This is a genomic window from Granulicella sp. 5B5 (genome assembly GCF_014083945.1).
Taxonomy (GTDB): Bacteria; Acidobacteriota; Terriglobia; order Terriglobales; family Acidobacteriaceae; genus Granulicella.
In genome coordinates, this window is sequence record NZ_CP046444.1 from 3461682 (window position 1) to 3486373 (window position 24692).

The 24692-nt window shown below is 59.7% G+C and carries 20 protein-coding genes and 1 riboswitch; of the genes, 6 read left to right on the forward strand and 14 right to left on the reverse strand.

What is annotated here, in order from left to right:
* Nucleotides 1-433: 433 nt before the first annotated feature.
* Nucleotides 434-1414 carry a YihY/virulence factor BrkB family protein gene (locus GOB94_RS14620; protein ID WP_182276604.1) on the reverse strand — a complete coding sequence of 327 codons (981 nt, stop codon included), beginning with the start codon at nucleotides 1412-1414 and terminating at the stop codon, nucleotides 434-436.
* Nucleotides 1415-1423: 9 nt separating this feature from the next.
* On the reverse strand, nucleotides 1424-2551 hold the full coding sequence (gene queG / locus GOB94_RS14625) for a tRNA epoxyqueuosine(34) reductase QueG (RefSeq protein ID WP_182276605.1): 1128 nt from the start codon (nucleotides 2549-2551) through the stop codon (nucleotides 1424-1426).
* A gap of 88 nt (nucleotides 2552-2639) precedes the next feature.
* Here queG and GOB94_RS14630 point away from each other — a divergent pair, with 88 nt between their 5' ends.
* Both GOB94_RS14630 and GOB94_RS14635 read left to right on the forward strand, forming a co-directional pair.
* A complete protein-coding gene (locus GOB94_RS14630) occupies nucleotides 2640-3977 on the forward strand; it encodes a multicopper oxidase family protein (RefSeq protein WP_182276606.1) in 1338 nt (445 codons plus the stop codon).
* A gap of 25 nt (nucleotides 3978-4002) precedes the next feature.
* Nucleotides 4003-4791 carry a hypothetical protein gene (locus GOB94_RS14635; protein ID WP_255484005.1) on the forward strand — a complete coding sequence of 263 codons (789 nt, stop codon included), beginning with the start codon at nucleotides 4003-4005 and terminating at the stop codon, nucleotides 4789-4791.
* Between the two features lie 8 nt (nucleotides 4792-4799).
* On the opposite strand, the gene xylB is transcribed toward GOB94_RS14635, so the two are convergent.
* The 6 genes from xylB to GOB94_RS14660 all read right to left on the reverse strand — a co-directional run bounded on the left by xylB (nucleotide 4800) and on the right by GOB94_RS14660 (nucleotide 11504).
* Entirely contained in the window at nucleotides 4800-6272 is a 1473-nt protein-coding gene (xylB, locus tag GOB94_RS14640) for a xylulokinase (RefSeq protein ID WP_182276607.1), read from the reverse strand.
* Between the two features lie 55 nt (nucleotides 6273-6327).
* Nucleotides 6328-6570 (reverse strand): hypothetical protein, encoded by a 243-nt coding sequence (locus GOB94_RS14645; protein ID WP_182276608.1) that lies wholly within the window; start codon nucleotides 6568-6570, stop codon nucleotides 6328-6330.
* 42 nt (nucleotides 6571-6612) lie between these two features.
* Nucleotides 6613-8364: a sodium:solute symporter family protein gene (locus GOB94_RS14650; protein ID WP_182276609.1), complete on the reverse strand. Its 1752-nt coding sequence runs from the start codon at nucleotides 8362-8364 to the stop codon at nucleotides 6613-6615.
* Nucleotides 8365-9092: 728 nt separating this feature from the next.
* Entirely contained in the window at nucleotides 9093-9704 is a 612-nt protein-coding gene (locus GOB94_RS16950; RefSeq protein ID WP_255484008.1) for a substrate-binding domain-containing protein, read from the reverse strand.
* Nucleotides 9705-9718: 14 nt separating this feature from the next.
* Entirely contained in the window at nucleotides 9719-10231 is a 513-nt protein-coding gene (locus tag GOB94_RS16955) for a LacI family DNA-binding transcriptional regulator (RefSeq protein ID WP_255484010.1), read from the reverse strand.
* A 142-nt stretch (nucleotides 10232-10373) separates the two neighbouring features.
* Complete coding sequence (locus GOB94_RS14660; RefSeq protein WP_182276610.1) at nucleotides 10374-11504, reverse strand: LacI family DNA-binding transcriptional regulator; 1131 nt, start codon at nucleotides 11502-11504, stop codon at nucleotides 10374-10376.
* Nucleotides 11505-12089: 585 nt separating this feature from the next.
* Between GOB94_RS14660 and GOB94_RS14665 the strand changes: the two genes are divergently transcribed.
* Nucleotides 12090-14042, forward strand: coding sequence for a glycoside hydrolase family 3 C-terminal domain-containing protein (locus tag GOB94_RS14665; RefSeq protein WP_255484012.1), 1953 nt, complete (start codon nucleotides 12090-12092; stop codon nucleotides 14040-14042).
* Nucleotides 14043-14053: 11 nt separating this feature from the next.
* Nucleotides 14054-16417 carry a TIM-barrel domain-containing protein gene (locus GOB94_RS14670; RefSeq protein WP_182276612.1) on the forward strand — a complete coding sequence of 788 codons (2364 nt, stop codon included), beginning with the start codon at nucleotides 14054-14056 and terminating at the stop codon, nucleotides 16415-16417.
* Between the two features lie 321 nt (nucleotides 16418-16738).
* Here GOB94_RS14670 and GOB94_RS14675 read toward each other — a convergent pair whose 3' ends face one another.
* The 5 genes from GOB94_RS14675 to GOB94_RS14695 all read right to left on the reverse strand — a co-directional run bounded on the left by GOB94_RS14675 (nucleotide 16739) and on the right by GOB94_RS14695 (nucleotide 21319).
* Nucleotides 16739-17965, reverse strand: a complete 1227-nt coding sequence (locus tag GOB94_RS14675; RefSeq protein ID WP_255484013.1) for a YncE family protein — start codon at nucleotides 17963-17965, stop codon at nucleotides 16739-16741.
* Nucleotides 17966-18402: 437 nt separating this feature from the next.
* Nucleotides 18403-19170: a cytochrome c biogenesis protein CcsA gene (gene ccsA, locus GOB94_RS14680; RefSeq protein WP_255484014.1), complete on the reverse strand. Its 768-nt coding sequence runs from the start codon at nucleotides 19168-19170 to the stop codon at nucleotides 18403-18405.
* Between the two features lie 225 nt (nucleotides 19171-19395).
* Complete coding sequence (locus GOB94_RS14685; RefSeq protein WP_182276613.1) at nucleotides 19396-20076, reverse strand: heme exporter protein CcmB; 681 nt, start codon at nucleotides 20074-20076, stop codon at nucleotides 19396-19398.
* A complete protein-coding gene (gene ybaK / locus GOB94_RS14690) occupies nucleotides 20073-20582 on the reverse strand; it encodes a Cys-tRNA(Pro) deacylase (RefSeq protein ID WP_182276614.1) in 510 nt (169 codons plus the stop codon). Before ybaK ends, GOB94_RS14685 begins: the two co-directional genes overlap by 4 nt.
* Nucleotides 20579-21319 carry an ABC transporter ATP-binding protein gene (locus GOB94_RS14695; RefSeq protein ID WP_182276615.1) on the reverse strand — a complete coding sequence of 247 codons (741 nt, stop codon included), beginning with the start codon at nucleotides 21317-21319 and terminating at the stop codon, nucleotides 20579-20581. Before GOB94_RS14695 ends, ybaK begins: the two co-directional genes overlap by 4 nt.
* A 128-nt stretch (nucleotides 21320-21447) precedes the next feature.
* Nucleotides 21448-21553, forward strand: a riboswitch (SAM riboswitch).
* Nucleotides 21554-21670: 117 nt separating this feature from the next.
* On the opposite strand from GOB94_RS14695, the gene thrC reads away from it, so the two are divergent.
* Together thrC and GOB94_RS14705 are read left to right on the forward strand one after the other, a co-directional pair.
* Nucleotides 21671-23023: a threonine synthase gene (thrC, locus tag GOB94_RS14700; RefSeq protein WP_255484015.1), complete on the forward strand. Its 1353-nt coding sequence runs from the start codon at nucleotides 21671-21673 to the stop codon at nucleotides 23021-23023.
* On the forward strand, nucleotides 23023-23316 hold the full coding sequence (locus GOB94_RS14705) for a MoaD/ThiS family protein (RefSeq protein ID WP_182276616.1): 294 nt from the start codon (nucleotides 23023-23025) through the stop codon (nucleotides 23314-23316). Before thrC ends, GOB94_RS14705 begins: the two co-directional genes overlap by 1 nt.
* Nucleotides 23317-23416: 100 nt before the next feature.
* On the opposite strand, the gene GOB94_RS14710 is transcribed toward GOB94_RS14705, so the two are convergent.
* On the reverse strand, nucleotides 23417-24616 hold the full coding sequence (locus GOB94_RS14710; RefSeq protein WP_182276617.1) for a pyridoxal phosphate-dependent aminotransferase: 1200 nt from the start codon (nucleotides 24614-24616) through the stop codon (nucleotides 23417-23419).
* Between the last annotated feature and the right edge of the window lie 76 nt (nucleotides 24617-24692).

Below are 24692 nucleotides of genomic sequence, written 5' to 3' on the forward strand. Positions count from 1 at the left end.
GACCAGAGTCGGAGCACAGCGTAGACGTAACGAATGAGCCCTCCTGCATCTTTTGCACACCGTCGCCAGCCTCCATCACAGCCGCCGTGGCGAAACTTGGCTGACTTCGCGCACGTAGCGGGAGCGCTTTTCGCTCGACCCATCCAGCCTGTCAACCCTCATAACGTCATTTCCACCCGCAACCCCCTCAAACCAAACCACTAAGCCCCACAAATCAAAAACACTTTCCCCATCCGCGCCTTCTATACTGGAAGTAGGGGTAATTACCGGCAACTGAACGCGGCAAACCACGGTTATAGCCTCTAACCCCTTTGTTAGCCATATCATACCTGTAACTATATACAGAATCAGTCACTTACCCCCGGGATCACCCCGTAAGTCGCTGATTCTGCTGGATACCTCTGCTACATAGGGAGGGGGGAGGGGGTATCGCCTATGCCTCGCTCTCGCGCTTCAGATCGGCCTTCCGCGTCTCCCGCAGCGCCTGCCGCGTGGCCGACACATACGCTCCCGCCAGCAGCAGCAATCCGGAGATGAACGCCCACATCATCAGCCCAACCGACACATAGAACGGCCCATAGACCGCATGGAAGTCCAGGTGTGGCAATGCCAGGATGTATAGGTACTTCGCCCCCTCCCAGATCACGCCCATCACGATAGCGGTGGGCAGCACCGCCCGCGCCGGGATCTTCCGGTTCGGCAATCCCCAGTAGATGAGGAAGAACAGCCCGACGCTCGCCAAACCAGCGCATATCTTCAGGAAACTATCTCCCATGAAGCCGAAGAGGAAGTTGTCCGTATGCCCCACGAACATCCACTCCAGAATCGACCGCTGCGCCGCCGAGAGTGCAATCGAGGCCATCGCCAGCAACGCCACCCCCAGCGCCAACCCCAGCGACACCACCTGATTGGCCAGATACGACCGGTTTTTCTTCACGCCCCAAACACTGTTCAGTGCCACTTCCAGCGGCATAAAGACGCCGGTCGCAGTAATGAACAGCATCACCAGCGAGAATACCCGCGTCCTGGTATGCGCAAACGCCAGCACGCGCATGTTGCGCATCACGAACTCCTGGTTGTTCGGCAGGAAGTTCGTCATCATCTCGCCGACGACATCCACCATGCGCGTCGAGTGGAAGACCCGCTGCGCGATCGTCAACAGCAGCACGATGAACGGGAACAGCGAGAGGATCACCTGCGCTGCCACCGAGAACGCGTAGGTATGCACCTCGGTCCGCGTCATGTACCGCGCCAGAGCCTTCACCTGCTCCAGCGTTCCCGCCTCTTCCACACGCGGAGTCGGCTTGGCCGTGAGCCCCGGAGCAATCGCCTGCTCGCCCGGCTCCACAGCGGCTTCGGTTGCAGGTAAAGCGCCCGTGGCGCTGAGAGGGAGGCTGTTCTCGTCGGAGGACATGCAGATAGTCTACTGGCCCCGCAGACGCGCCGCCGCCCACGCAGCGCTCTCGGCAAGCACAGGGTCATCCTCCGCTGCCCAAGCATCGAGCTGCGTCAGGAACTTCACCTCGCCGCTGTTGCCCATCGCAATGGCGACGTTGCGCAGCAGCCGCTTCCGCCGTGTCCTCTCCACCGGCGAGTTCCGGAAGAGCCGGTTGAACCCAGGCCCATCCAGCGACCCGAGCCACTCCAACGCCGGGTTGATCAGCTCCCACCGTGCCGGCAGCGCACCGCTGGCCGCAACCGGTGCCCGCCGGTTCCAGGGACACACCTCCTGGCAGATGTCGCACCCGAAGACCTGCCGCCCCATCGGCGCGCGCAGCTCCTCAGGAATGCTTCCCTTCTTTTCAATCGTCAGATACGCGATGCAACGTGAAGCATCCATCTGTCGCACCTCGCCAACCGGAAAAAGGGCATCGGTCGGACAAGCATCAATGCACCGCGTACAACTCCCACAACGGTCCGCAGCGGAAACGCTTGCCGCCGCGGGTTCTAGCGCCAGCGACGTGACAATCACACCAAGCAGCAACCACGAACCCTGCTTCTGATGGATCACGCACGTATTCCGCCCAACCCAGCCGATGCCCGCACGCACGGCATACTCCCGCTCCAGCAGCGGCCCGGTATCGACATAGCAGCGCGTCTCACAGCCCACGAAGCGTTGCTGTAACTCAGCCTCAACCGTCTGCAACTGACCGAGCAGGACGTCATGATAATCACTGCCCGGATACGCGCTCGCAGCATCACCGGTATTCCCGCTCCACGCATAGCGCGCGATCCATCCAGCGTCCGCAGCAGCAGGATCAATAGAGCGCGGCGCTTGCGCGTTGTAGTTCACCGCACACACAATCACCGAGCGAGCCCACGGAATCGACCGCCGCAGATCGCCGCGGATGAGCTTGCCGCTCTCATCCGCACGCTTCAGATACTCCATCTCGCCGGCATGCCCTGCAGCGATCCACGCCGCGAAGCGCTGGTCCGCATCCGTTGCGGCCTCGCCTCCCATCGTCCCGACAGCAGCAATACCAGCCAGATCGAAGCCCGCAGCGCGGGCACGCTGCTCGATCCACTCACGGTCTGTAATGCTCAGAAGCATGCCTTCGCCATCATCGCATCCATGTGAGTCTGGGTGACAGCCAAGAACCGTCTATACGATAGATACAGTTCTCTGTGGGTGATGAAGCATGCTGACGCGTAGGCAGTTCCTAAAGGCATCCGGAGCAACCGCTGCAACGCTGAGCTTGCCCAGCCTGGCCCAGCAGAGCGCCCCCGATATCTCCATCGAGATTGCACCGTATCTCCTTGAGGCCTCGCCGAAACACCGGTTCGAGACCGTCGCCTACAACGGCCAGATACCCGGCCCTCTGTTGCGCCTACGCGAAGGCCGCGAAGTCTCCGTCGAAATCAACAACCGCAGCGCAGACCCCGAGGTATTGCACTGGCATGGCCTCTTTCTGCCACCGGAGATAGATGGCGCGATGGAAGAGGGAACGCCGATGATCGCGCCCGGTTCCACAACGCGATATCGGATGACGCCACAGCCCGCCGGCTTTCGCTGGTATCACACGCATACCTTCGCTGGGAAAGACCTGCACAAGGCTGGATATGGCGGCCAGCACGGATTCCTGCTTATCGAGCCACGCGACAATCCTGCGCGCTACGACCGCGAGGTCTTCCTCGGCCTGCATGATTGGGGAGGTCACTTCGAGGGCGGCGACGACGGCTTCATGAACCCCGTCTACGACGCCTCCACCATCAACGGCAAGATGCTCGGCTTCGGCGAGCCGGTACGAGTGAAGCAGGGTGAGCGCGTACTGATGCACATCCTTAACTCCAGCCCAACCGAGGTCCACTGGATCTCGCTCGCAGGACACACCTTCCAGGTAGTCGCTCTCGACGGCAACCCCGTACAGCAGCCGCAGACACTAGAGATGCTGCGGCTCGCGCCCGCCGAACGCATCAGCGCGATTGTGCAAATGAACGCGCCCGGTGTCTGGGTCCTCGGCGAAGTCCGCAAACACGTCCAGGCCGCAGGCATGGGCATCGTGATCGAGTACGCCGGCTCAACTGGTAGGCCCCAATGGATTCAACCGGAGAGCTTAATGTGGGACTACCTGCGCTTCACCAAGCCCACAACGAGCACCACGAATGCCGAACGGATCGAGCTGGTCATCGACTCCCTCTTCAAAGGCCACGGCGCCGAAGAGCAGTGGCTGATCAACGGCAAGAGTTACCCGCATACCGAAGAGCCCGTACTGCGGAACGGCCAGCGATACAGACTCGTGCTGAAGAACCTCAGCATGGATGATCACCCCATTCATCTGCACCGTCATACCTTCGAGGTAAAACGGATCGACAACGGCAATGAACTAAGCGGCTTGATGAAGGATGTGGTGTTGATCCACGCAAAGAACACTACTGAGATTGAATTCGTAGCGAATCATCCGGGCGCCACATTACTACATTGTCATCAACAAGACCACATGGACCGCGGTTTTATGATGCTGTTTCGCTATGCTTAATCGCATGGGGATGAAGGAAACCTGGTTGTCAGCGACAGTGTTCGGGGCTTGCATGTGGGTCTGCACGGCGATGCACGCACAAGGCAACTATGAGATCCAGGTTTACGGCTCTGAGACCGTTGCGCCCAAGAGCCTGATGGTAGAGTTGCACTCGAACTTCACCCCCGACGGACAGAAGTACGTCATCGACAGCGTGTATCCAACCAATCATCAGGAGCACGAGACCCTGGAGCTTACCGAAGGCATCACCGACTGGTCGGAGGTCGGCTTCTACGTCTTCACCAGCGAGCAGAACGGCCATGGAGTGCAATGGGTCGGCGACCACATCCGCCCGCGGGTACGTGTACCGCCAAGCTGGCACTGGCCTATCGGAGTGAGTGTATCTACAGAGGTTGGCTATCAGCGCGCCGTCTACTCGCCCGACACGTGGACATGGGAGATACGTCCCATCATCGACAAGCAGATCGGGCGCTGGTATTTGGCCTTCAACCCGGCACTCGAACGCATATGGCATGGACCGGACGTCAATCAGGGCGTAGGGTTTTCGCCGGCGGCGAAGGCCGGCTACGACTTTACCAAGGTCATCAATGCTGGTTTCGAGTATTATGCGGACTACTGCAGTATCACCTCACCCTGCCCAGTCCACCAGCAGCAACAACAACTATTCGCAGTGACTGACCTCAACGTATCGCCAAAGTGGGAGATCAACGTCGGCGTTGGCGTTGGGCCGACTTCGGCCACCGACCATTGGATCGTCAAAGGCATTTTAGGAAGACGATTCGATTGGGGCAGAAACAAGTCGGATGTGCAGTAGTGCCTGCGCTAGTCTGCCGTAACCTCTCGTAGCGCAGGATAGATCTGCCGGTAGTGCGGGTAGGCATGCTGCATCGTCTCCGCAGCGACCGGCTCGATCACCTCGACAGGGCGAATGGTGGCAGCACAAGCTGCTTGCACGCTGGGCCACGCGCCGATGCCTGTCCCCGCCAGCAGAGCCGCACCGAATGCGCCGCCCTCCTCAGCTTCCAGCCGCTCGACGGAGTGCCCATAAACGTCTGCCTGTATCTGCCGCCAAAGAGGGCTGCGCGCGCCTCCACCACCGAGACGGATGCTCTCGACAGGAATGTGAAGCTCCTCAAACAGGGTGAACGTGTCCTTGAGACTGAACGCGACACCTTCCAGCACAGCACGCACAAAGTGTCCTAGCGTGTGCGAAGCCGTAACGCCAACAAAGGCTGCGCGCGCGTTGGGGTCAAGATGCGGTGTGCGCTCGCCGAATAGATACGGCGTCCAGAATAATCCATCCGAGGCCGGGGGAATAGCTGCCGCAAGCGCGGTGAGTTGGTCGTAGCTCAGGTGCGGCGCAAACGTGTCGCGGAAGTACCGGAAGCTGAGACCTGCACCGTTGGTGACACCCATGACATGCCAGATGCCGGGTGCAGCGTGGCAGAACGTGTGGAGACGACCCTTTGTGTCCTTCGTCGGCGTCGAGGTCGCCGCGAAGACAACACCCGAGGTTCCAATCGTCGCCGAAACAGAACCTGGCTGGAGGATGCCCATGCCAACCGCACCTGCACCCTGGTCGCCAGCTCCTGCCACGACAGGCGTGCCCGCAGCCAGCCCTGTAATGCCAGCTGTCAACTGCGTGATACGGCCGCATAGCTCAGGGCCTTCAAAGAGGCTCGGCAGCCATGACATTGGAATGCCGGCAGCCGCAGCCACCTCTTGCGACCAGCGCCGATGCGTGACATCAAGCAGCAGAGTACCGGATGCCTCCTGCATGTCTATCGCATACTCGCCCGTTAGGCGATAACGAACGTAATCCTTCGGGCATAGGACGTGAGCGATCCTGGCAAATATCTCAGGCTGGTGCTCACGCACCCAAAGCAGCTTGGTCAGAGTGAAGTTCGGCAGCGCAGGGTTACAGGTGAGCTCGATAAGACGTTCGTAACCGATGGTCGCCGTCAGCCAATCACATTGAGGCTGGGTGCGCTGGTCACACCAGATGAGTGCCGGGCGCAGGACCTGCCCGTCGGCGTCCAGCATGACGCAGCCATGCATCTGCCCCGTAAGCCCCACGGACTCGACGACGTGGCCCGCGGCAGCTGCCGACTTGACGACAGCGCGGATGGAAGCCTGCGCCGCACGCCACCAATCTTCCGGGGCCTGCTCAGCCCAACCGATATGTGGAGAGCTAATCGGAACATGCTCAGTCGACTGAGAGAACAGAACGCGGCCATCCCGATCCACAATGGCCGCGCGCGTTCCGCCAGTGCCTACATCTACACCTAAAAACATTTGTCCGTCCGCTCTCCTTGAGAAATGGCCGCACTTTGCGCCGCGTGCAGATCAACTACGCTTTGTTGACGTCATTATGGCGTGGCCGGTAACGGATCGTGTAGAAGGCACCGAAGATTGTGAGTAGCAGTCCCCACCAGAATGTGGGATGCAACTGGTTAAGAACGGTATCAGCCTCATGCCCGCTAAACCACTCCCATGCTCCATACGGTAGCAATACCACCCCATATGCCAACGTCATGATGCCGACGAAAAACCAGATGGAGAGCATCTCTCCGCGCCCTGTTCCTTCTGCCATTGTGAACCTCCAAGCCCGCTTCTAGTGTGAGCCCAATTTCGATTAGAAGAAGATGATGTTAAGAATCAAGAAGACCACGGCAACGACCACCGCCCAGAAGATCGGCTTCTGAAAGAGCGTTGTCGCTCCATCATCCGGGATGACTGTTGCACCGTAGACGAGACCATTCAGTTCAGAGTCGTTTTTGGGCTTTGTCATATAGCTCACGAGTACCGTGACGGCGACGCAGATGAGCCAGCTCCAGAGTGCACGGAACATGTTTTCCGCCATCGGTTGCGCATCCGGCGACAGTGCGATGCGAGAAAGTGCCACAGCTCTATGAGCTGCGCTTCCAGTACTCGTATAGATGAACATGCCGATCGACGAGGCCGTGCCGGCCAGCAGGCCAAGAAAGCCACCCCAGTTCGTGGCACGCTTCCACAACATGCCGAGGATGACCGTGCCAAAGAGCGGCGCAATAAAGAAGCTGAAAAGGGCCTGCACGTAGTCCATGATGGAGGCCGCATTCATGACGAGATAGGCGGTGCCGACAGAAATGATCATACCGACGACTGTCGAAACTCGGCCCATCCAGACATAGTGCTGATCGTTAGCGCGTTTATTCATGTAAGCGCCATAGATGTCATAGGTCCAGACCGTAGAAAAGGCGCTAACGTTGCCGGCCATGCCGCTCATGAAACCGGCTACAAGGGCAGTGATTCCAAGCCCCAGGAGGCCCGGACCGCAGTAGCGGATCAACATTAATGGCAGCACTTCGTTGTAACTATAGGGATGTGCTGCATCGACTTGATTCTCGCCTACAAGATGTATCAGTTGATGCGTATGCGGGTCGCGCAGGACGCCCAGTGCCAGAAGGCCAGGAACAATCACAATAAGCGGAATCGCCATCTTAAAGGCGGCGCCAAGAACCGGTGCCATCTTAGCGGCGCGCAGGTTGTGAGCACTGAGCACTCGCTGCACGACAAGAAAGTCCGTCGTCCAGTAACCAAAACTGATAACGGCACCGAGGCCAAAGACGATGCCAACCCAGTTGATGCCCATGGGATTGTCTTTGAAGTGCCCCAGCGTGGACCACAGATGCGTGTAGTCATTGGAGCCAACATTGACTGCAATCTGCGCCTTGAGCTTGGTCCAACCGCCGGCTTCGATCAGCCCGAGGATTGGAATCAAGGCCGCCCCAGCCCAGATGAGAATGAACTGCAGGACTTCGTTGATGATGGCCGAACGGAGGCCGCCCAACATGACGTAGACCGCAACGGTCGCCGCACCGACCCAGATGCTGAAGTTGATGTTCCAGCCGAGGATGACTTTCATCACCAACGCCATTGCATACATGTTCACGCCGGACATCAAAATCGTCATGAAACCGAAGGAGATCGCAGCAAGGCCACGAGCCCCTTCTCCGAAACGGAGTTGCAGATAGCCTGGCACCGAGTGCGTCTTCGAGATGTAATAGAACGGCATCATCACAATGCCAAGAAAGAGCATGGCTGGTATGGCGCCAATCCAATACCAATGCGTGGCGAGGATGCCATATTGATATGCGGACCCTGCCCACCCCATGAGTTCGAGCGAACCAAGGTTGGCGGAGACGAAACTCAGGCCAGCGATCCAAGCGGTCATCTCACGGCCGGCCAGGAAGAATTCCTCGCTGGTGTTCGTCGAACCTTTAACGTAGAAGCCGATGAAGATGACCACACCGAAATAAAGGGCCAGGATAATGACATCTACTGGATTCAGATGGGTCAGTTGACCACTAAACATAAACAGTGCGAAAACGGCTGCTGGATTCATAGAACGGAAATCACCAAATCGGAATTTTGAAAATTGCGCATGGCTGAATACTGAAAACGATTACATACACTGAGGGACAGCGCAAATCCTGCCTTTATTCTTGATCTTTCGAAAGCAGTACAAGTACGACATCATTTTGTGCAGATTGAAGTTTGGCCGAGAAGCTTCTTCCCTGGTCAAGGGCCACTTTCTCTATGAATGGTCGATCTGTTACGAATGCCCGGAGTTGCGCTATTTGAGCGGAACATGCATTCGCAGGCGCACCCATGTCGAGCCATGCCGAATAGGCGTCATTGGAGCGGTAGCCTGTCCGATAAGCCCTGATTGTATAGTGTCCAGGGTTCAGGTGATCCAGTTGAAGCTCGACAGAAGTCGCTGGCTCTAATGGATGAACGTGCCGGTAAAAGACACGACCGCCTGAGTCCTGCCTGAGAGGTGCCTGTTGGGCCCGAGAAGAGAGGCTGAAGGAGAGCGGCAAAAACAGTGTGGACAGGGTAGGAAACCACCATTCTAAGCGGATGACTCTTCGTCCGCTGGAATACCTTTCGACGACTGACGGCGTACCTATGCTCATAGACCCTTCATTTCAGCTGCTCGACAGCTACCCAGCCCGCCTAATCTATCGCCTTATGAGCATGAGATGCAACCAGAATCGGATCTATCAGCTAATATTAAATCGCTTTACGCGGGAGAAACATGCCGTGCGCTCGCCCTCATGGCTTGAAAATCTATCTTTGCTTAGAGCTGCTTCCTGAAACCGCCTGGCGACGAGAGGCTGGCCCTGTGGATTCTCGCACAATAAGCTTCGGCTTCATGAAGATTGATCTGTCGTATTTTTGGGACGGATCAGCAATGCGATCCAATAGGATCGATGCGCCGAGCTTCCCCATTTCCGCGAGTGGCTGGCGAATCGTGGTGAGACTGGGAACGTTGAATTCTGCACTCACAATGTCATCAAAACCCACGACGGATACGTCCTGTGGCACGCGGAGACCACCCTCGTGGAACGCCCGGATAGCACCGATCGCAGAGGTGTCATTGAAGCCTACAAGCGCGGTAAAGTCCTGGGTAGTACGCAGAAGCCTCTTTACCGTGGCATAACCAATCTCGGGGGACCAGCCAGATTCGTGAATCTCTACCATTCGTTCAGGCGTCAATGAGATGCCGATTTCGCGTGCAGCCTGTAACGTTGCCTCCCAGCGATAGGCTGTATCGATCACAGTAGGGTGCCCCTTCATCAGGGCGATCTTCCGGTGACCCAGTTCATAGAGGTGGCGTAAGGTGACACGGGCAGCAGCCAGATGATCAAGAACTACATTTGTGACACCTTCCTTCTCCAAGTGTCCTGAGATTGTCACGATCGGAAGCGGCGATTCGAAGTCTGCATTTGAATTAAGCAGAAGAAGACCTTCGGCCCCCTACTGAGTAGCATCCGCGGATACTCTTGAATGAGTTCCGGCTGCCAATAATGACACGTAGTGAAGTACATGAACTTTTTCTGAACAAAGTAGCGTTCAGCGCCGGCCATCACCTTGGTGAAATAGCCTTCACTATGATCCGGGGCGATAACACCGACTGAATCACTACCACGCTTATTCAGATTCAATGCAAAGTAGCTTGGACGGTAGTTGAACTTTCGTGCAGCTTCGTGAACTCGACGACGCGTCTCCTCCGTAAGGTTCTTTGCCAATGGCGCATCATTCAAGACGAATGAGATGGTCGTCTGCGATAGGCCCAGGTATTCAGCGAGATCTTTGAGGGAGGTCCTGGTTTTGACCGGAGCCACGCTATTGTCGCGTAGCTTCGACAGCCCTGCCTCAGCTTTCGAGGCCGATCGAGTTGACTTAGGTTTGTTCTTTTTAGTCATGCAAAGCTACCAGCAGATCCTTTGTCTCCAGGCTGTGCCTCGGAATATTCAAGCATCGCGACTATACAAGCATATTTCGGACGCCGAGCCGAAAGACCCACCGACGCGATATTGTGTCTGTGCGCTGGGCTGTCTATTGTCTTTAGGCTAATCCCGTCGTTGTCCCTCGAGGATTTTTCGCTCCATCGTCTAGAATATTTTTGGTACTGCGCCTCCTACCTGAGGACGTAAGCAAGTGTCGAGGTGGAGCAGTCGACTCGCGGACCATGAGCTCTGGCTCAAAGAGAATGGACTCGGGATAGTCGCTCTGTGGCGACTCGATGCGGCGGAGAAGAGTTTCAACGGCGGTTTCCGCCATCCTTCGCAGCGGTTGACGGACAGTTGTAAGGCGAGGCGTCTGATATGCCGCACTTGAAATGTCGTCAAAACCGATGACCGAGATATCGTCGGGACATCGCAGTCCGCAGTCGACAATTGCACGGATGGCCCCAATTGCGGCGTGGTCGTTGAAACAGAAGATGGCCGTGAGATCGCGAGTGCGCAGGAGCAGATCGCGAATGATTGGGTATCCGAGTTCAGGAGACCAGAGATTCGCCTCGAGGTAGATACAAAGCTCTGGATAGATGGTCAAACCGATCCGCCGGGCCATGTTCATGATGCCCTCCCAACGCGCACCCGCGTCGAGGGCGTATTTCGGGCCTTTCATGAAGGCTATCCGTCGATGACCCAAGTCGTAAAGATGCTTTAGTGCAAGCATCGCTGCCAAATCGTGATCCATCACAATATTCGTATTGCCTTTGAGTTTTTTGTGCCCGGAGATGGTTACGACCGGAACACGGAGTTCTTCATTCAGTGAGCTGTTAACCAACAGGTAGCCCTCAACAGAACGTTTCGCAAGCAAGCGCGGATACTCCTCAATCAGATCTGGCTTGCACTGGTGACTAACGACGAAGTGTAGATAGCCGGACTGCAGGAGGCGCTCTTCAATCCCGTTCATCAGCATCGTGAAATACCCCTCACTGAACTCGGGCACGATGACCCCTACCGTAAAACTCTGACGCATACGCAATGACCGTGCGATCGGACTGGGGCTATAGTCCAATCGCTTGGCAGCCTCGAGCACTCGATGGCGGGTGGCCGCAGAGATAGCGGCGACCCCGGGAGCATTGTTCATCACCAGAGAGATGGTCGCCGGTGAGAGGCCTAGATACTCGGCCAGCACCTTCAGGTTGACCGGTCTCGGCTCGACGGGAGTGGTTTTCTTGATTGTCATGCTCTAGCAACGTTCTAGCACGTTGCGGCCTCGTTCATGACGGGGTTTTCGACAAAGTCCGTCACTGAGGATAGAGGCTGAGCAGAGCGGTGTTTGCACCAACTACTATTTCAAGTGAGTGCGGACGCCGCTGAGGCTGAATTAGGGCGCTGCATTCGGAGGTTTGGTCAATCACGTTGCGAGCCTGATATAGTTCGTTGCGTGAACTGAGGCGCAGTTTAGCTAAATCGATTCATATAGGGACTTATCTCCATGTGAAGCGTTGGTACCCGACTGCGTGTATCCACAACTGGCTTGAGAGGACATCGTTCTATGAAGATTCAACGCTATATCTGCACCACCTGCATCTGCACTGTTTTGACTATCGTTACCCCGGTAATTTGGGCTGGCCAATCCGGTGGCGCAGTAAAGACACCGGCACCGCAGCCGTGGGCAGATAAGTCATTGAGCCCTGACAAGCGGGCGGATCTGATGGTGCACGCAATGACGTTGGACGAGAAAATTCAGCTTGTTCACGGGGACGGCTGGGGCGTATTGCGGGCCGGCGCACAAGTAGCGCCGGGGCATAACGGAGGAGCCGGGTTTGTGCCAGGAATCCCGCGCCTCGGACTGCCAGACATCAACCTGGCGGACTCGGCTGTGGGAGTGAGGATGGCAGCGCGGGAGAGCCGCTACGCGACTCTGCTGCCTTCGGTGATCGGAATGGCTTCGAGCTGGGACCCTGACGCTGCCCGGCTGTATGGCTCGGTGATCGGCCGCGAGCTGCGTGCACAGGGATACAACATGTCGATCGGCGGTGGCATGGATCTGATTCGGGAGCCCCGGAACGGACGCAACTTTGAGTATGCCAGCGAGGACCCAATCCTCTCCGGGATCATGGTGGGTGAACTTGCCAGCGGTGTGCAGGACAATCACATCATGGGCGACATCAAGCACTATGCCCTAAATGACCAGGAGACTGGCCGCAACTCACTCAATGCAGGGCTGAATGAGCGTGCGATGCAGGAGACGGATTTACTCTCCTTCAAGATCGGCATTGCACTGGCCAAACCCGCGGGCGCGATGTGCTCGTATAACCGAGTTAACGGCGACTATGCGTGTGAGAACAAGTACCTTCTCGACGATGTACTTAAGCACGATTGGGGCTTCAAGGGATTTGTGGTCTCCGACTGGGAGGCTACGCACAGTACGGTAAAGGCGGCTCTGGCTGGGCTCGATATGGAGCAGCCGGGGATTGAATACTTCGGCAAGGACCTGAAGCAGGCGGTGCTTGATGGCAAGGTGCCACAGGCGCGGCTGGATGACATGGTGCATCGGATTGTGCGGAGCATGTTCGCTGCCGGCGTGATCGACGATCCTCCTGTACGGAGCGTCGTTGATCCATTCCGCGGTCGAGATGACGCCGAGCATATCGAAGAAGAGGGCCTCGTTCTCTTGAAAAACGACCATATTCTCCCGCTTGCCGGTGGCGAGGTGAAGAGCATTGCGGTGATCGGCGACCATGCAGATACTGGTGTACTCTCCGGTGGTGGGTCGGCACAGGTGGATGCGCCGGGAGGGCGGCCAGGTGGGTCGGTGTGGGGGCAGCCGGTGTACTTCCCTTCATCGCCGCTGAAGTATGTGAAGGTTCACGCGGGAACCGCTGCGCATGTGACCTTCGATCCGGGGACCGATCCGGCACAGGCAGCGAAGGTCGCGGCTGGAGCGCAGGTGGCAATCGTGTTCGTGACGCAGTGGATGAGCGAGGGGCAGGATGCTGCAACGCTCAGCTTACCGCATGACCAGGATGTGCTGGTGAAGGCTGTCGCGGCGGCGAACCCGAATACTGTTGTGGTGCTGGAGACGGGCGGCCCCGTCGATATGCCGTGGGCGTCCAGCGTGAGGGGGATCATCGAGTCGTGGTATCCGGGGATCGGCGGCGCGCAGGCGATCGCCAATGTGCTGTTCGGAACGGTGAACCCTTCTGGCAAGCTGTCAGTGACGTTCGCGGCCAGCGATGACCAGTTGCCGCATCCGCATGTAACGGGGCTCGTGGAGCATACCGTCAACAACCGGCTGAAGGCGGACCAGCGCGGACGTCAGCCGCATGACTTTCCGGTGGACTACAACGTGGAAGGCATGATGGTGGGTTATAAGTGGTTTCAGGTGAAGGACGAGAAGCCGTTGTTTCCATTCGGCTATGGGTTGAGCTATACGACGTTCGACTACTCGGGGTTGAAGGTTGACCGTGAGGCAAAAGAGGTCAGCTTCGAGGTGAAGAACACAGGCAGCCGCGATGGTGATGAGATCGCGGAGGTGTATGTGACGCTGCCGAAGAGCGCGGGGGAGCCGTTCCGCAAACTGGCTGGATGGAAGCGTATCGCTGTGGCTGCCGGCACTTCGCAGACAGTCACGGTGCCGATCGATCCCTTGTATCTGTCGATCTTCGATGTGAAGGACCATGCGTGGAAGCAGGTGCCGGGTGAGTATCACTTTGAGGTGGGTGGCTCGTCGGCGGATCTGCCACTGCATGAGAATGTGATGGTAAGCGCGAAGTAAGAGGGAGACCGATGCGACAACTTCTGTACGCCTGCGCTGCAGCCCTATTGATGACAGGTGTCTGCGCGCAGGCGCAGCAACTGACGCTGACGCGCGGCGAGGTGACGGTTTCGGTTGAGGGCTATGCGACGAATATTGCACGCGTGACGCTGAGTTTGGATCGGCAGCGTGCGCTTGCTGGTCCCGGTTATGGGATCACAGCCAAGGCGGATGGCAATGGTTGGAGCGCAGCGTCGGACGAGAGTGGCGATACGCTGCGGTCGTCGCAGATGGTGGTGCATGTTGCGCCGCAGGGCAAGCCGTACAAACCGACGGGGACCGCGGCTGATATTGCGAAGTTCTTCGGTGGGTCGACGCCTTGGGTGGGGTTGAAGGTGTCGACGCCGGACGGGAAGACGCTGGTGGATATGCAGGGTTGGGAGATGTCGGTACCGAACTACAAGGACGGTGACCATGACATCCTCTACGACAGGCGGCCGACGGATGATCCGTTCTATCGGGTTGGGGCGACGTTTGTGGCGCCGAAGGATGAGCACTACTACGGGCTGGGGCAGAACCAGCTGGGGTTTATGGACCGGAGCGGGCATGTGGTGCGGTGTGCGCATGACTACGATGCTCCGGGCGGGCAGAGTGTGTGCGTGCCGTTCGTGGTGACCAACAAGGGCTATGGCATTGTGTGGGACAACCCGTCGCGGACGACGGTGGCGTTTGCCATCGGGGACCAGACGAAGTGGACCTCCGATGTTGGGCAGCGCGTGTCGTTCTTCGTTATTGCGGGCAAGACCTATGATGAGATCTACGAGGGCTACCGCAAGCTGACGGGCGATGTGCCGATGCTGCCGAAGTCAGCGTATGGATACATCCAGTGCAAGCAGCGGTACACGTCGCAGGCGGAGTTGATGGCCGTGGCCAAAGGCTATCGTGAGCGGCATCTGCCGATCGACGACCTGGTGATCGACTGGTTCAGCTATACCAAGATGGGGCAGATGGACATGGACCCGGCGAAGTGGCCTGATCCGGTGGCGATGAACCGCGAACTCCATGCGATGAACTATCACGTGATGATCAGTGTGTGGCCGCGGTTTGTGCCGGAAGACCGTTACTACTCGACGCTGTTAAAGAATGGATGGTTTGAGCACCTGGCCGATGGGACGCCGACGAATGGCTTGCCGTATGACCGCGCGGGCTCGGACATTGATACGACTAACCCTGAGGCCGCGAAGTGGTACTGGAGCGTGATCAAGGAGAACTATGTTGCCAAGGGCTTCGATGCGTTCTGGGCCGATGAGACGGAGCCTGACCTGCCACCGAATGGGAGCTACTTCCACATTGGGCCGGGGACGGAGTTCTTCAATGTGTATCCGCTGTTCCATACGGCTGCGTTTTACAACGGGATGCGCAAGGACATGGATGAACGGGCGCTGATTCTGGCGCGCGACAGCTATCTTGGCGCACAGCACAATGGAACGATTTTTTGGTCGAGTGACATTGCGCCGACGTGGGATGTGCTGCGGCGGCAGGTGCCGACGGGGATCAACTTCGTGGCTTCGGGGATGCCGTACTGGAGCACTGATATTGGCGGCTGGCAGTATCTGCCGAAGGTGCATAAGGCAGAGCGGCCGGTGCTGATCGACCCATCGGACGCACGGGCAGAGGTCGGCGGCTATGACGACTACCCGGAACTGTATGTGAGGTGGTTCGAGTATGGTGCGTTCCAGCCAAACTTCCGGTCGCACGGAAGCCGGCCGGAGAACGAGGTGTGGTCTTATGGCAAGCAGGCGGAGCCGATCCTGGAGAAGTATCTGCGGCTGCGGTATCAGTTGATGCCTTATCTCTACTCGCTGGGCTGGAGTGCGCATGAGACGGGAGCACCGTTTATGCGTGGACTGTTCATGGACTTTGGCGACGATCCGGAAACGGCGAACATTGGCGATGAGTATATGTTCGGGCCGGCGCTGCTGGTGGCTCCGGTGACGGAGCAGGGGATGACCTCGCGCAGCGTGTATCTGCCTGCTGGGACGGACTGGTACAACTACTGGACCAACGAGCGCCTGCACGGCGGGCAACGCATTACGGTGAATGCGCCGATCGATACGATACCGCTATTCGTGCGGGCTGGGTCGATTCTGCCGCTGGGAACCGCCGTGGAGAGCACGAATGAGGTGCAGAAGATTGCGGCGGTGAAGGTCTATCCGGGAGCGGATGGCGATTTTGATCTGTATCGCGACGATGGGAAGACCTATGCGTATGAGCATGGGGCCTATACCGTTGTGCATCTGCATTGGGACGATGTGGCGAGAAAGCTGACGCATCGCGGTGGCGATGTGGGGTTCGCCGGTGGAGCGGAGAAGGTTGAGGTGGTGGAGGCGCAGTAGGTGATACCCCCTCCCCCCTCCCTATGTAGCGGAGGTATTCATTAGAATCAGCGACTTACGGGGTGATCCCGGGGGTAAGTGACTGATTCTGTATATGCTTACGGGTATGATATGGAAAAGATTGGGGTTAGCGCGAAGTTTTGTGGCGGGATGGTTTTCGCGTTCGGTTGCGAGTTTCGGGTTTAGAGTTTCGAGTTTTTCTTTGCCTACTTCCAGTATAGAAGGTTGAGGCGGGGAAAGTGTTTTTGGTTTCTGGCGGTTAGTGCCTTGGATTGAGGTGGTTAGCGGTCGGCGAGGCCATCGAAGGCTTGACAGCGCGATTTAGTGTGACGGCAGGTGGGCGTTGAACTGCTTGATGACGATGTCGTTCGGCTGGCTGCCGGCGGGGAGCAGGGTGAAGAGGGTAGGGCCGTTCTTGTCCTGCATGCGGATGACGGAGACGTCGGCGGAGCCGGCGTCGGTGACCAGCAGCAGGTGCTCGTCGGTGGAGAAGGCGAGGGCGTCCGGGCGGGCGCCGGTGTGGACGCTGGCCTCGGCGCGGCCGTCGTCGATGGAGTACATGGTGGCAGACTCGGAGCCGAAGTCGGAGACCCAGAGGCTGGAGTTGTCGCGGCTGATGACGGCGCTGGCGGGCTTGTTGCCGACGATGTAGGTGCCGAGGACCTCGTTGGTCCAGGTGGAGATCTCGGAGATGCTGTCGGAGTCGAAGTTGGTGGAGAAGACCTCGCCACCGTCCGGCTTTACGACGAGATGCGTGGGGGTCTTGCCGACGTCGAGCAGGGTGAGCAGCTGGTCGTGCTGCAGGGAGGCGTCCTGCTTGCCGCGCCAGGAGTCGGGGTCGGCGGCGAGCCAGACGGCCATGACGCTGTGGCCGCCGGAGCAGGTGACGAAGGCCTTGGAGGAGTCTGGGATGATGGCGACGTCGGTGGCGCCGGGACAGCCGGAGAAGGCGTCGCGGAAGGTGAGCGGGTGCGCGTCGTCCTTCGGGTTGATGGAGTAGACGGAGAGGCTGCCGGCGATACGGTTGCTGACGACGAGGGAGCGGTTGTCCGGCGCGACGCGGACGACTCCGGGGGCCTCGCCGGTGGCGGCGACGCCGATCTCGCGGCGCTGGTCGAGGTCGATGACGGAGACTGTGTTGGAGCCGGAGTTGGCGACGTAGGCGCGTTTGCCGTCGGGCGCGACGGCGATGGAGTAGGGCGTGCGATGGACGCCGATGGTGTGGACGACGGTGTTGGTCTCGGCGTCGATGACGGTGATGGAGTCGGAGCCGGCGTTGGCGACGTAGACCTCGTTGCGGACGGGGTTGACGGCCATGCCGCTGGGGTCGCGGCCGACCTGCAGCACGCGGTCGCGGCGCAGGTAGACGAGGTCGAGCACGGTGACGGTGTTGTTCGCGCCATCGGAGACGTAGGCGAACTCATGATAGCTGGCCGGGTAGACAGGGAAGCGGTAGCGGTTGCAGCCGCCGAGGAGAATAGGTAGCGCCAGTGCTGCGAGCGCGAGGAGTCGGGGCCGTTCGAGAAGAGGTTGGGGAAGTGAAAGCACGCTTAATGGAGTGTAGGGAGGAACGGCGGTGGGTGCAACGTGGAGGGGATATCGTTCAGCCGGGGTCCGAAGATTCGCGCCCTCCGGGGCTGAAGCCCCAAGTCTTCTAATAGGTGCTAACGGGCTGGCTGAAGCCCGTCCCCTTCAAAGCAGGGTTGTGGATGAGCTGGCATTGCGGTAGAGAAGCGGGTCTCTCCGCTACGCAGGACGGTGGAGCTGTCCTACTCCGGTCGAGATGACACTTCTGGGGTGGGGCTGGAAAGGCAACAGCAAACGCAGATTCCCTCCGGGAATGACAAACAAAAGGTGGAGGATGTGCGCTTAGGGCTTGGTCTTGCGCCACTGTACGAGCAACCAGAGCCCGTAGCCGAATTGGAGTGTCCAGACGGCGAGGTAGGCGAAGACGAGGTGGCGCTGCGAGAGGGTGTGGAAGGGGATCATCGCCCAGCCTCCTGGTGAAAGTGCGTGCCGGTGGCGAGGTCGCTTTCGAGGTAGCCGAGAGCGCGGGCAGCAGCGATGCGCTGGCGGCGGCGCTCGACGACGTAGCGAACACCGAGGATGAGCGCGCCCCACATGGCCCAGGCGGCGAGGTTCCAGAGCACGGCGGCGTACATGCTGGGGTCGATGCCGGAGTCCGCGCCGCCGCCGAAGACGGGGGCGGGATGCTGGGTGCGCCACCAGCGGATGGACATGTAGCAGATGGGGATGTCCGCGGCGGCGAAGACGGCCAGCGCGGCGGAGATGATGGCCGTCTGGCCGGGGGCGGCGAAGCGGCGGACCAGCAGGTAGCTGACGTAGGAGAGCCAGAGGAGCAGGTAGGTGGTGAGGCGGGCGTCCCACGTCCACCAGATGCCCCATGCGGCGCGGCCCCAGAGCATGCCGGTGGCGAGGCCGACGCTGGCGTAGAGCACGGTCAGCTCGGCGGAGGCGACAGCGAAGGCGTCGGCTGCGTTGGCGCGCTCGATGTTGCGCGGCCGCCAGTAGAGGTAGAGCAGCGAGGCGCCGAGATTGAGGTACGGAAAGACGAAGCTGAGGATGGTGTGCGGAAAGTGGTAGAAGAAGACGCGATAGAGGTTGCCCATCGTGGCTTCGGTGGGCGCGGTCATCGCGACATAGAAGCCGTAGGCCATCACGGCGAAGGTCAGCACCAACCAGGTGCGGCCAAGGATTCCGGCGAATCCGCTGCTCTTGTGCGTGTCAGTCACAGCTTTATTTTAGCGCTTTGGGGTAAGGAAGCTGGGCGTTATTCGGCGGTGAAAGTGTGGGGGAGGCTGGGGTTCGTCACCCCACTCATCCCGCGATGAAGCTGCGGTATGAATGGGGCACCCTGAGGGCATTCCCTCCGCGGCTAAAGCCACACTGATTTCGGGAGCTTTACGGTGGGACTGAAGTCCCGCCCCTTCAAAGCAAGATGCTTGTTCAGAGCCTCCCTAATCGCCGCCGAGGACGGTGTCGAAGAGCAGCACGCAGACGGTGGTGAAGACGACAGCGTAGGCGACGAGGACCTTGATCCAGAGCGTGGGTTCAAACTGGCCGGTGAGCACCGCCGTGGTCGCCTGGATGAGGCCCAGCAGCGCCGGCATGGAGATGGGCAGCAGCACGAGCGGCAGGAGCGACTCGCGGTTGCGTGTGCGGAGGCTGAGCACGGCGAAGAACGTGCCGTTGACGACTAAAGCCCATGTGCCCAATGGGAGGATGATGAGGAGCTTCCAGGTTTCGCCCAGCGGATGCAGGTTGTAGAAGAGGGTGAAGACGGGCGCGAGCACCAGCTCGACGAGCATGACGAAGAGGAAGTTGGCGAGCGCCTTGCCGACGAAGAGCGCGGAGGCGGGTGCGGGCGAGAGACGGTGCGCGTCGAGGACGTGGTTGTTCAGCTCGCGCGCCCAGCTCTGGTTCAGTGCGGTCATCGCGGAGAAGAGCACGGCCACGCCGAGGAGGCCGCCACTGATCTGGCGCGCGATGGTGGGGTAGGAGGTGGGGTCGAAGGCCATCGCAAAGACGACGACAACGAGCAGTGCGAAGAAGAGCATGCCGTTGAGCGAGTCCTTGGTGCGCCATTCGAGGCGGAGGTCTTTGCGGAGGTGTGCCCAGACGATGCGGGAGTAGCTCATGCGTGCGACTCCGTGTGCACGGTCTTGGTGAGGTCGGCGAGTGTGGCCTCGGTGGCTCTTAGGTAATCCGCGGGCGCGATGAGGATCTGCAGGCCGCGCTGGCCGGCAGAGATGGAGATGGTGTCGAAGAGCTCGATGGTCTCGTCGGCGAAGGCAGGGAAGGGCTTCTTTGCGGCGAGCACGGTGACGCCGCCGCGGATGTAGCCGGTGAGCGGCTCGACGTCCTTGAGCGAGGCGAGCTCGACTTTGCGGATGCCTGCGGCGGTGGCGAGTTTTTTCAGATCAAGTTCGGAGTCGCCGGGGACGACGGCGAAGAGATGGTCATTGTCGCTGGTTTTGGTGACGAGGGTTTTGAAGACCTGCTCGGGTGGCATGCCGATTTTTTTTGCGACGCTGATGGCGGTGAGGTCGTCGGGGTCGACCTCGTAGGCGCGAAGCTCGTAGGGGATGCCGAGGGCATCGAGCAGGCGTGCGGCGTTGGTTTTGCTGGGGGCCTTGGCGCTCATGAGGTGGCCTCCACGGCGGTGTCGCCCTGGATGGACGCGATGCGGCCAGCGCTGAGTGTGATGGTGGTGCGCGCGAGCGGGCGGGCGAGCTCGGCCTGATGCGTGGTCATCAGCAGCGTGCGGTAGGTGCCGTCGGCGCCGGGCTGCGAGAGGTAGGCGAGGAGGCGTTCGACCATGCTGTGTGCGGAGCCGACGTCGAGGTTGGAGAACGGCTCGTCGAGTAGGAGGAGTGGTGGTGCGGCCATGAGCACGCGGGCGAGCGAGGCGCGCTGGCGCATGCCTTGCGAGTACTCACTGACGCGGCGCGTGAGGTTGGGCTCGAGGCCGACGTCGAGCAGAGCGTTGGCGGCCACGGACTCGAGCTCTGTGCGTGTGCTGCCGAAGCCGTGCAGCTGCGCGAAGTAGGTGAGGTTCTCCATGCCGGTGAGCTCGTCGTAGAGCATGGGCGCGTGGCCCATGGTGCCGATGCGGCCGCGCTGTTGCTGCGGGTGCGTGCCGAAGACGGTGAGGCGTCCGTAGGTGGGGTTGGTGAGGCCGGAGACGAGTTTGAGCACGGTCGATTTGCCTGCGCCGTTTTCGCCAAGGAGCACGACGCTGCTGCCCGTGGGCAGGGCGAGCGAGACCTCGCGCAGAGCGACGAAGCTGCCGTAGAGGCGTGAGACGCGCTCCAGGCGCACCGCTGCAGGGCCTGTGCTGGCAGGGCGGGTTGTCTCTTCGCGGATCGGGATCACGTTCATGCGGCTCTCTGCGAGTATAGTGGCCGCGTGCCTGTGCCATGGGTGTCGCTGCGGCTGTGGAACGGTGACTTGCATCACAAGGCAGGTGGTGCTAACGTTTATCTATTCCTCTCGCTACGGCGAGTCGGATTTCATGCAGAGTGGTTGAGGGACGAGCCCTGTGACGCCACGACAACCGGACAGAACACAGTACCGGTGTCAACTCTCTCCTGGATGTTGCAGGGTACATGAGATTCAGTGGAAGCAGCGCTATACCTCAGGCCGCACCCACGTGACTCTCCGTACTCCGAACCCCCAGACAAAGAGATAAACGTCACCCGCGCAGGACCCCTTGGCCATCGGAGTGGAACGATGGAAGTGTCCGGTACGGTGTCTCCCTGTCAGACGAAGTATGAGCTGCGCTGCAACGAGTGCGGCAAGAGCTTTGGCAACCGCCCGCTTTCGGCGTGCGATGACTGTCTGGCGCCGCTCGAGGTTCACTATGACCTGGAGAGCGTGCGCGGACGGTTTACGCGCGAGACCGTCGCCGCGGGCCCTGCGAACATCTGGCGCTACAAGGCGCTGCTGCCCATCCCTGAAGGCTATGAGCCGGACCTGCCGGTGGGCTTTACGCCGCTGGTGCGCGCGAAGAACCTGGGCAAGCGCATCGGTGCAACAAACCTGTATGTGAAGAACGATTCGGTGTGCTTCCCGACGCTGAGCTTCAAGGACCGTGTGGTGTCCGTGGCGCTGGCGAATGCGCAGGCGTTTGGGTTTACGACGGTCGGCTGCTCTTCGACGGGCAACCTGGCGAACTCGGTGGCAGCGCAGGCGGCGCGGCTGGGCATCAAGGCGACGATCCTGGTGCCGGCTGATCTTGAGGCGGCGAAGATCCTGAACACGCAGGTGTATGGCGCGCGGCTGGTGCGCATCGACGGCAACTACGACCACGTGAACCGGCTGTGTACGCAGATTGCTGACGAGTACAACTGGGGCTTTGTGAATGTGAATCTGCGGCCGTACTACGCGGAAGGGTCAAAGACTGTTGGCTACGAGATTGCGGAGCAGCTTGGCTGGAAACTGCCAGACAATGTGGTGTGCCCGATGGCCGGCGGCTCACTGATTCGGAAGATCCGCAAGGCGTTCAAGGAGCTGATCGAGCTCGGCCTGGTTGAGCCGAAGGAGGTGCGCTTCTTTGGTGCGCAGGCTACGGGCTGCTCGCCGATCTCGCAAGCGGTGAAGAACGGTTGGGACTACATTGAGCCGCAGCGGCCGAACACGATCGCGCGTTCGCTCGCCATCGGCAACCCTGCTGACGGGCCTGCCGCCGCGAAGATGATTCGCGAGACGGGCGGTTGGGCCGAGGATGTTTCGGATGTCGAGATCGTTGCGGGCATCCAGGAACTGGCTGAGACTGAGGGCATTTTTACCGAGACTGCTGGCGGTGTAACGACTGCGGTGACCGCGCGGCTGTATGCGCATGGCCGTATCTCGCAGGATGAGACGACCGTGGTGTGCATCACCGGCAATGGTCTGAAGACCACCGATGCGCTCGAAGGCCGCTTTGCTGCCGAGCCCGCGGTGAAGCCGAAGCTCGCGGCGTTTGATGAGTATCTGCGTTCGGTGGACAGCTCGCTGGTGAGCGCCAACGCAACAGAAGAAGGCGAGCTGGTGAGCTTCGATGCAGAAGGCGTCGAGCTTACGCTCGTGGGAGGAGTGCAGTAGTGTCCGTGAAAGTTGTTTTACCCACCGCATTGGCGCGTCATACCGATGGCCAGAAGATCTTTGCATCGGAAGCCACAAACCTGCCGGGGTTGCTGGCTGAGGTCGATACGAAGTTTCCTGCACTCTCGCAGAACATCAAGGATGAACAGGGCAAGCTGCGCCGCTTCATCAATGTCTACATCAACGATGAGGACATCCGCTTTCTCGGCGGCGATGCGCATCAGTTTGAAGATGGTGACGAGGTCATGCTGATCCCGTCTATCGCCGGCGGGTGCTTCGCGGACGGCGATTAGCGCTGCGCGTGAAGAACCTTTGCTGCAATGGCTTGATCGTAGACGGGTGAAGGACGAGCTGTTGCGGTGCAGAGGAAGAGCACAGCGCGGCTTTGCATGTTCAATAACGAATGTTTGCGATGCGACGAGCTGCCTCTGCCAACTCTTCGTCCTTCTTCGCAAAACAGAAACGCAGCAGGTCTTCGCCGCGGTTTACGCCGCTGGCATCGCTGCCGAAGAATGCGGAACCAGCCACTGCCGCAACGCCGGTGTCCTGCAATAACCGGCGCGCGCGTTCGCGACCATTGTTGCCGGGAATGTTCTTCGTCTGCGCCAGCACATAGTAGGCACCGGCCGGCACGGATGGCTGCAGGCCTGCGGTGCGCAGAGCGTTACACAGCACGTCGCGCTTGCGCTGATGATCGGCGGCCACGCCGGTGTAGAAGCTCTCCGGCAGCGCCAGCAGGCCCGCTGCCGCGCCGTGCTGCAGCGGCGACGGCGCACACACGTAGACCAGGTCGTGGAAGTAACTGATCGCCGGCATCCAGCGCTCGCTGGCTGCCAGGTAGCCGAGCCGCCAGCCTGTGACGGAGAAGGTCTTCGAGAAGCCGGAGATGGTGATGGTGCGCTCGGCCATGCCGGGCAACGTGGCGAGGCTATGATGCGTGACGCCGTCGTAGACGAAGTACTCGTACATCTCGTCGGTGATGACGAAGAGATCGTGCTCGATCGCGATCTCCGCAAGCGCTGTGAGTTCAGTGAGCGTGAAGACCTTGCCGGAAGGGTTCGACGGCGAGTTGAGGATGATGGCGCGCGTTCGTGGTGTGATCGCTGCGCGCAGCCGCTCCGGGTCGAAGGTCCAATCCGGTGCGTCGAGTGGCACGATCACGGGCGTTACACGCTGCGAGCGCAACGTGCTGGCGTGGTAGCCGTAGAACGGCTCGAACATGATGCACTCGTCGCCGGCATTGAGCAGCGCCATCACCGTGGCCTGCATCGCGCCTGTGGCGCCGCTGGTGACGAGGACCTGCGTTTCAGGGTTGACCTGCAGGCGGTTGAAGCTTGCCAGCTTCTGCGCGATGCCCTCGCGCAGTATCTCGATGCCTTCGGCACGGGTGTAGATGTTGTGCCCGGCGTGCATCGCTGCGACCGCCGCTTCAACCACTGCGTGGGGTGGGTCGGTGTCGCATACGCCTTGCGCGAGGTTAATGCCGTTGACAGCGGAGCAGGCCACGCTCATGGCGCGAATCTCGGATTGCACCTGGTTTGGCGCAAGGTCACTTAGGCGAAGATTGTTCTCGGCGGCGATGGAGATCGGCATATTGAAACGATAACGGAAGCGGCTGGTTTCAGCGCTTCCAATCGTATGCCGGAGCCGCGACTATCCCGATGGAAAG

Excerpts from the sequence above, each read along its gene's own strand:
- queG (WP_182276605.1), bottom strand. The coding sequence starts at position 2,551 with ATGCTTCTGAGCATTACAGACCGTGAGTGGATCGAGCAGCGTGCCCGC.
- GOB94_RS14650 (WP_182276609.1), bottom strand. The coding sequence starts at position 8,364 with ATGAATCCAGCAGCCGTTTTCGCACTGTTTATGTTTAGTGGTCAACTG.
- xylB (WP_182276607.1), bottom strand. The coding sequence starts at position 6,272 with ATGTTTTTAGGTGTAGATGTAGGCACTGGCGGAACGCGCGCGGCCATT.
- GOB94_RS14620 (WP_182276604.1), bottom strand. The coding sequence starts at position 1,414 with ATGTCCTCCGACGAGAACAGCCTCCCTCTCAGCGCCACGGGCGCTTTA.
- thrC (WP_255484015.1), top strand. The coding sequence starts at position 21,671 with ATGGAAGTGTCCGGTACGGTGTCTCCCTGTCAGACGAAGTATGAGCTG.
- GOB94_RS14685 (WP_182276613.1), bottom strand. The coding sequence starts at position 20,076 with ATGAGCTACTCCCGCATCGTCTGGGCACACCTCCGCAAAGACCTCCGC.
- GOB94_RS14630 (WP_182276606.1), top strand. The coding sequence starts at position 2,640 with ATGCTGACGCGTAGGCAGTTCCTAAAGGCATCCGGAGCAACCGCTGCA.
- GOB94_RS16955 (WP_255484010.1), bottom strand. The coding sequence starts at position 10,231 with ATGACTAAAAAGAACAAACCTAAGTCAACTCGATCGGCCTCGAAAGCT.
- GOB94_RS14670 (WP_182276612.1), top strand. The coding sequence starts at position 14,054 with ATGCGACAACTTCTGTACGCCTGCGCTGCAGCCCTATTGATGACAGGT.
- GOB94_RS14695 (WP_182276615.1), bottom strand. The coding sequence starts at position 21,319 with ATGAACGTGATCCCGATCCGCGAAGAGACAACCCGCCCTGCCAGCACA.
- GOB94_RS14660 (WP_182276610.1), bottom strand. The coding sequence starts at position 11,504 with ATGACAATCAAGAAAACCACTCCCGTCGAGCCGAGACCGGTCAACCTG.
- GOB94_RS14710 (WP_182276617.1), bottom strand. The coding sequence starts at position 24,616 with ATGCCGATCTCCATCGCCGCCGAGAACAATCTTCGCCTAAGTGACCTT.
- ybaK (WP_182276614.1), bottom strand. The coding sequence starts at position 20,582 with ATGAGCGCCAAGGCCCCCAGCAAAACCAACGCCGCACGCCTGCTCGAT.
- GOB94_RS14645 (WP_182276608.1), bottom strand. The coding sequence starts at position 6,570 with ATGGCAGAAGGAACAGGGCGCGGAGAGATGCTCTCCATCTGGTTTTTC.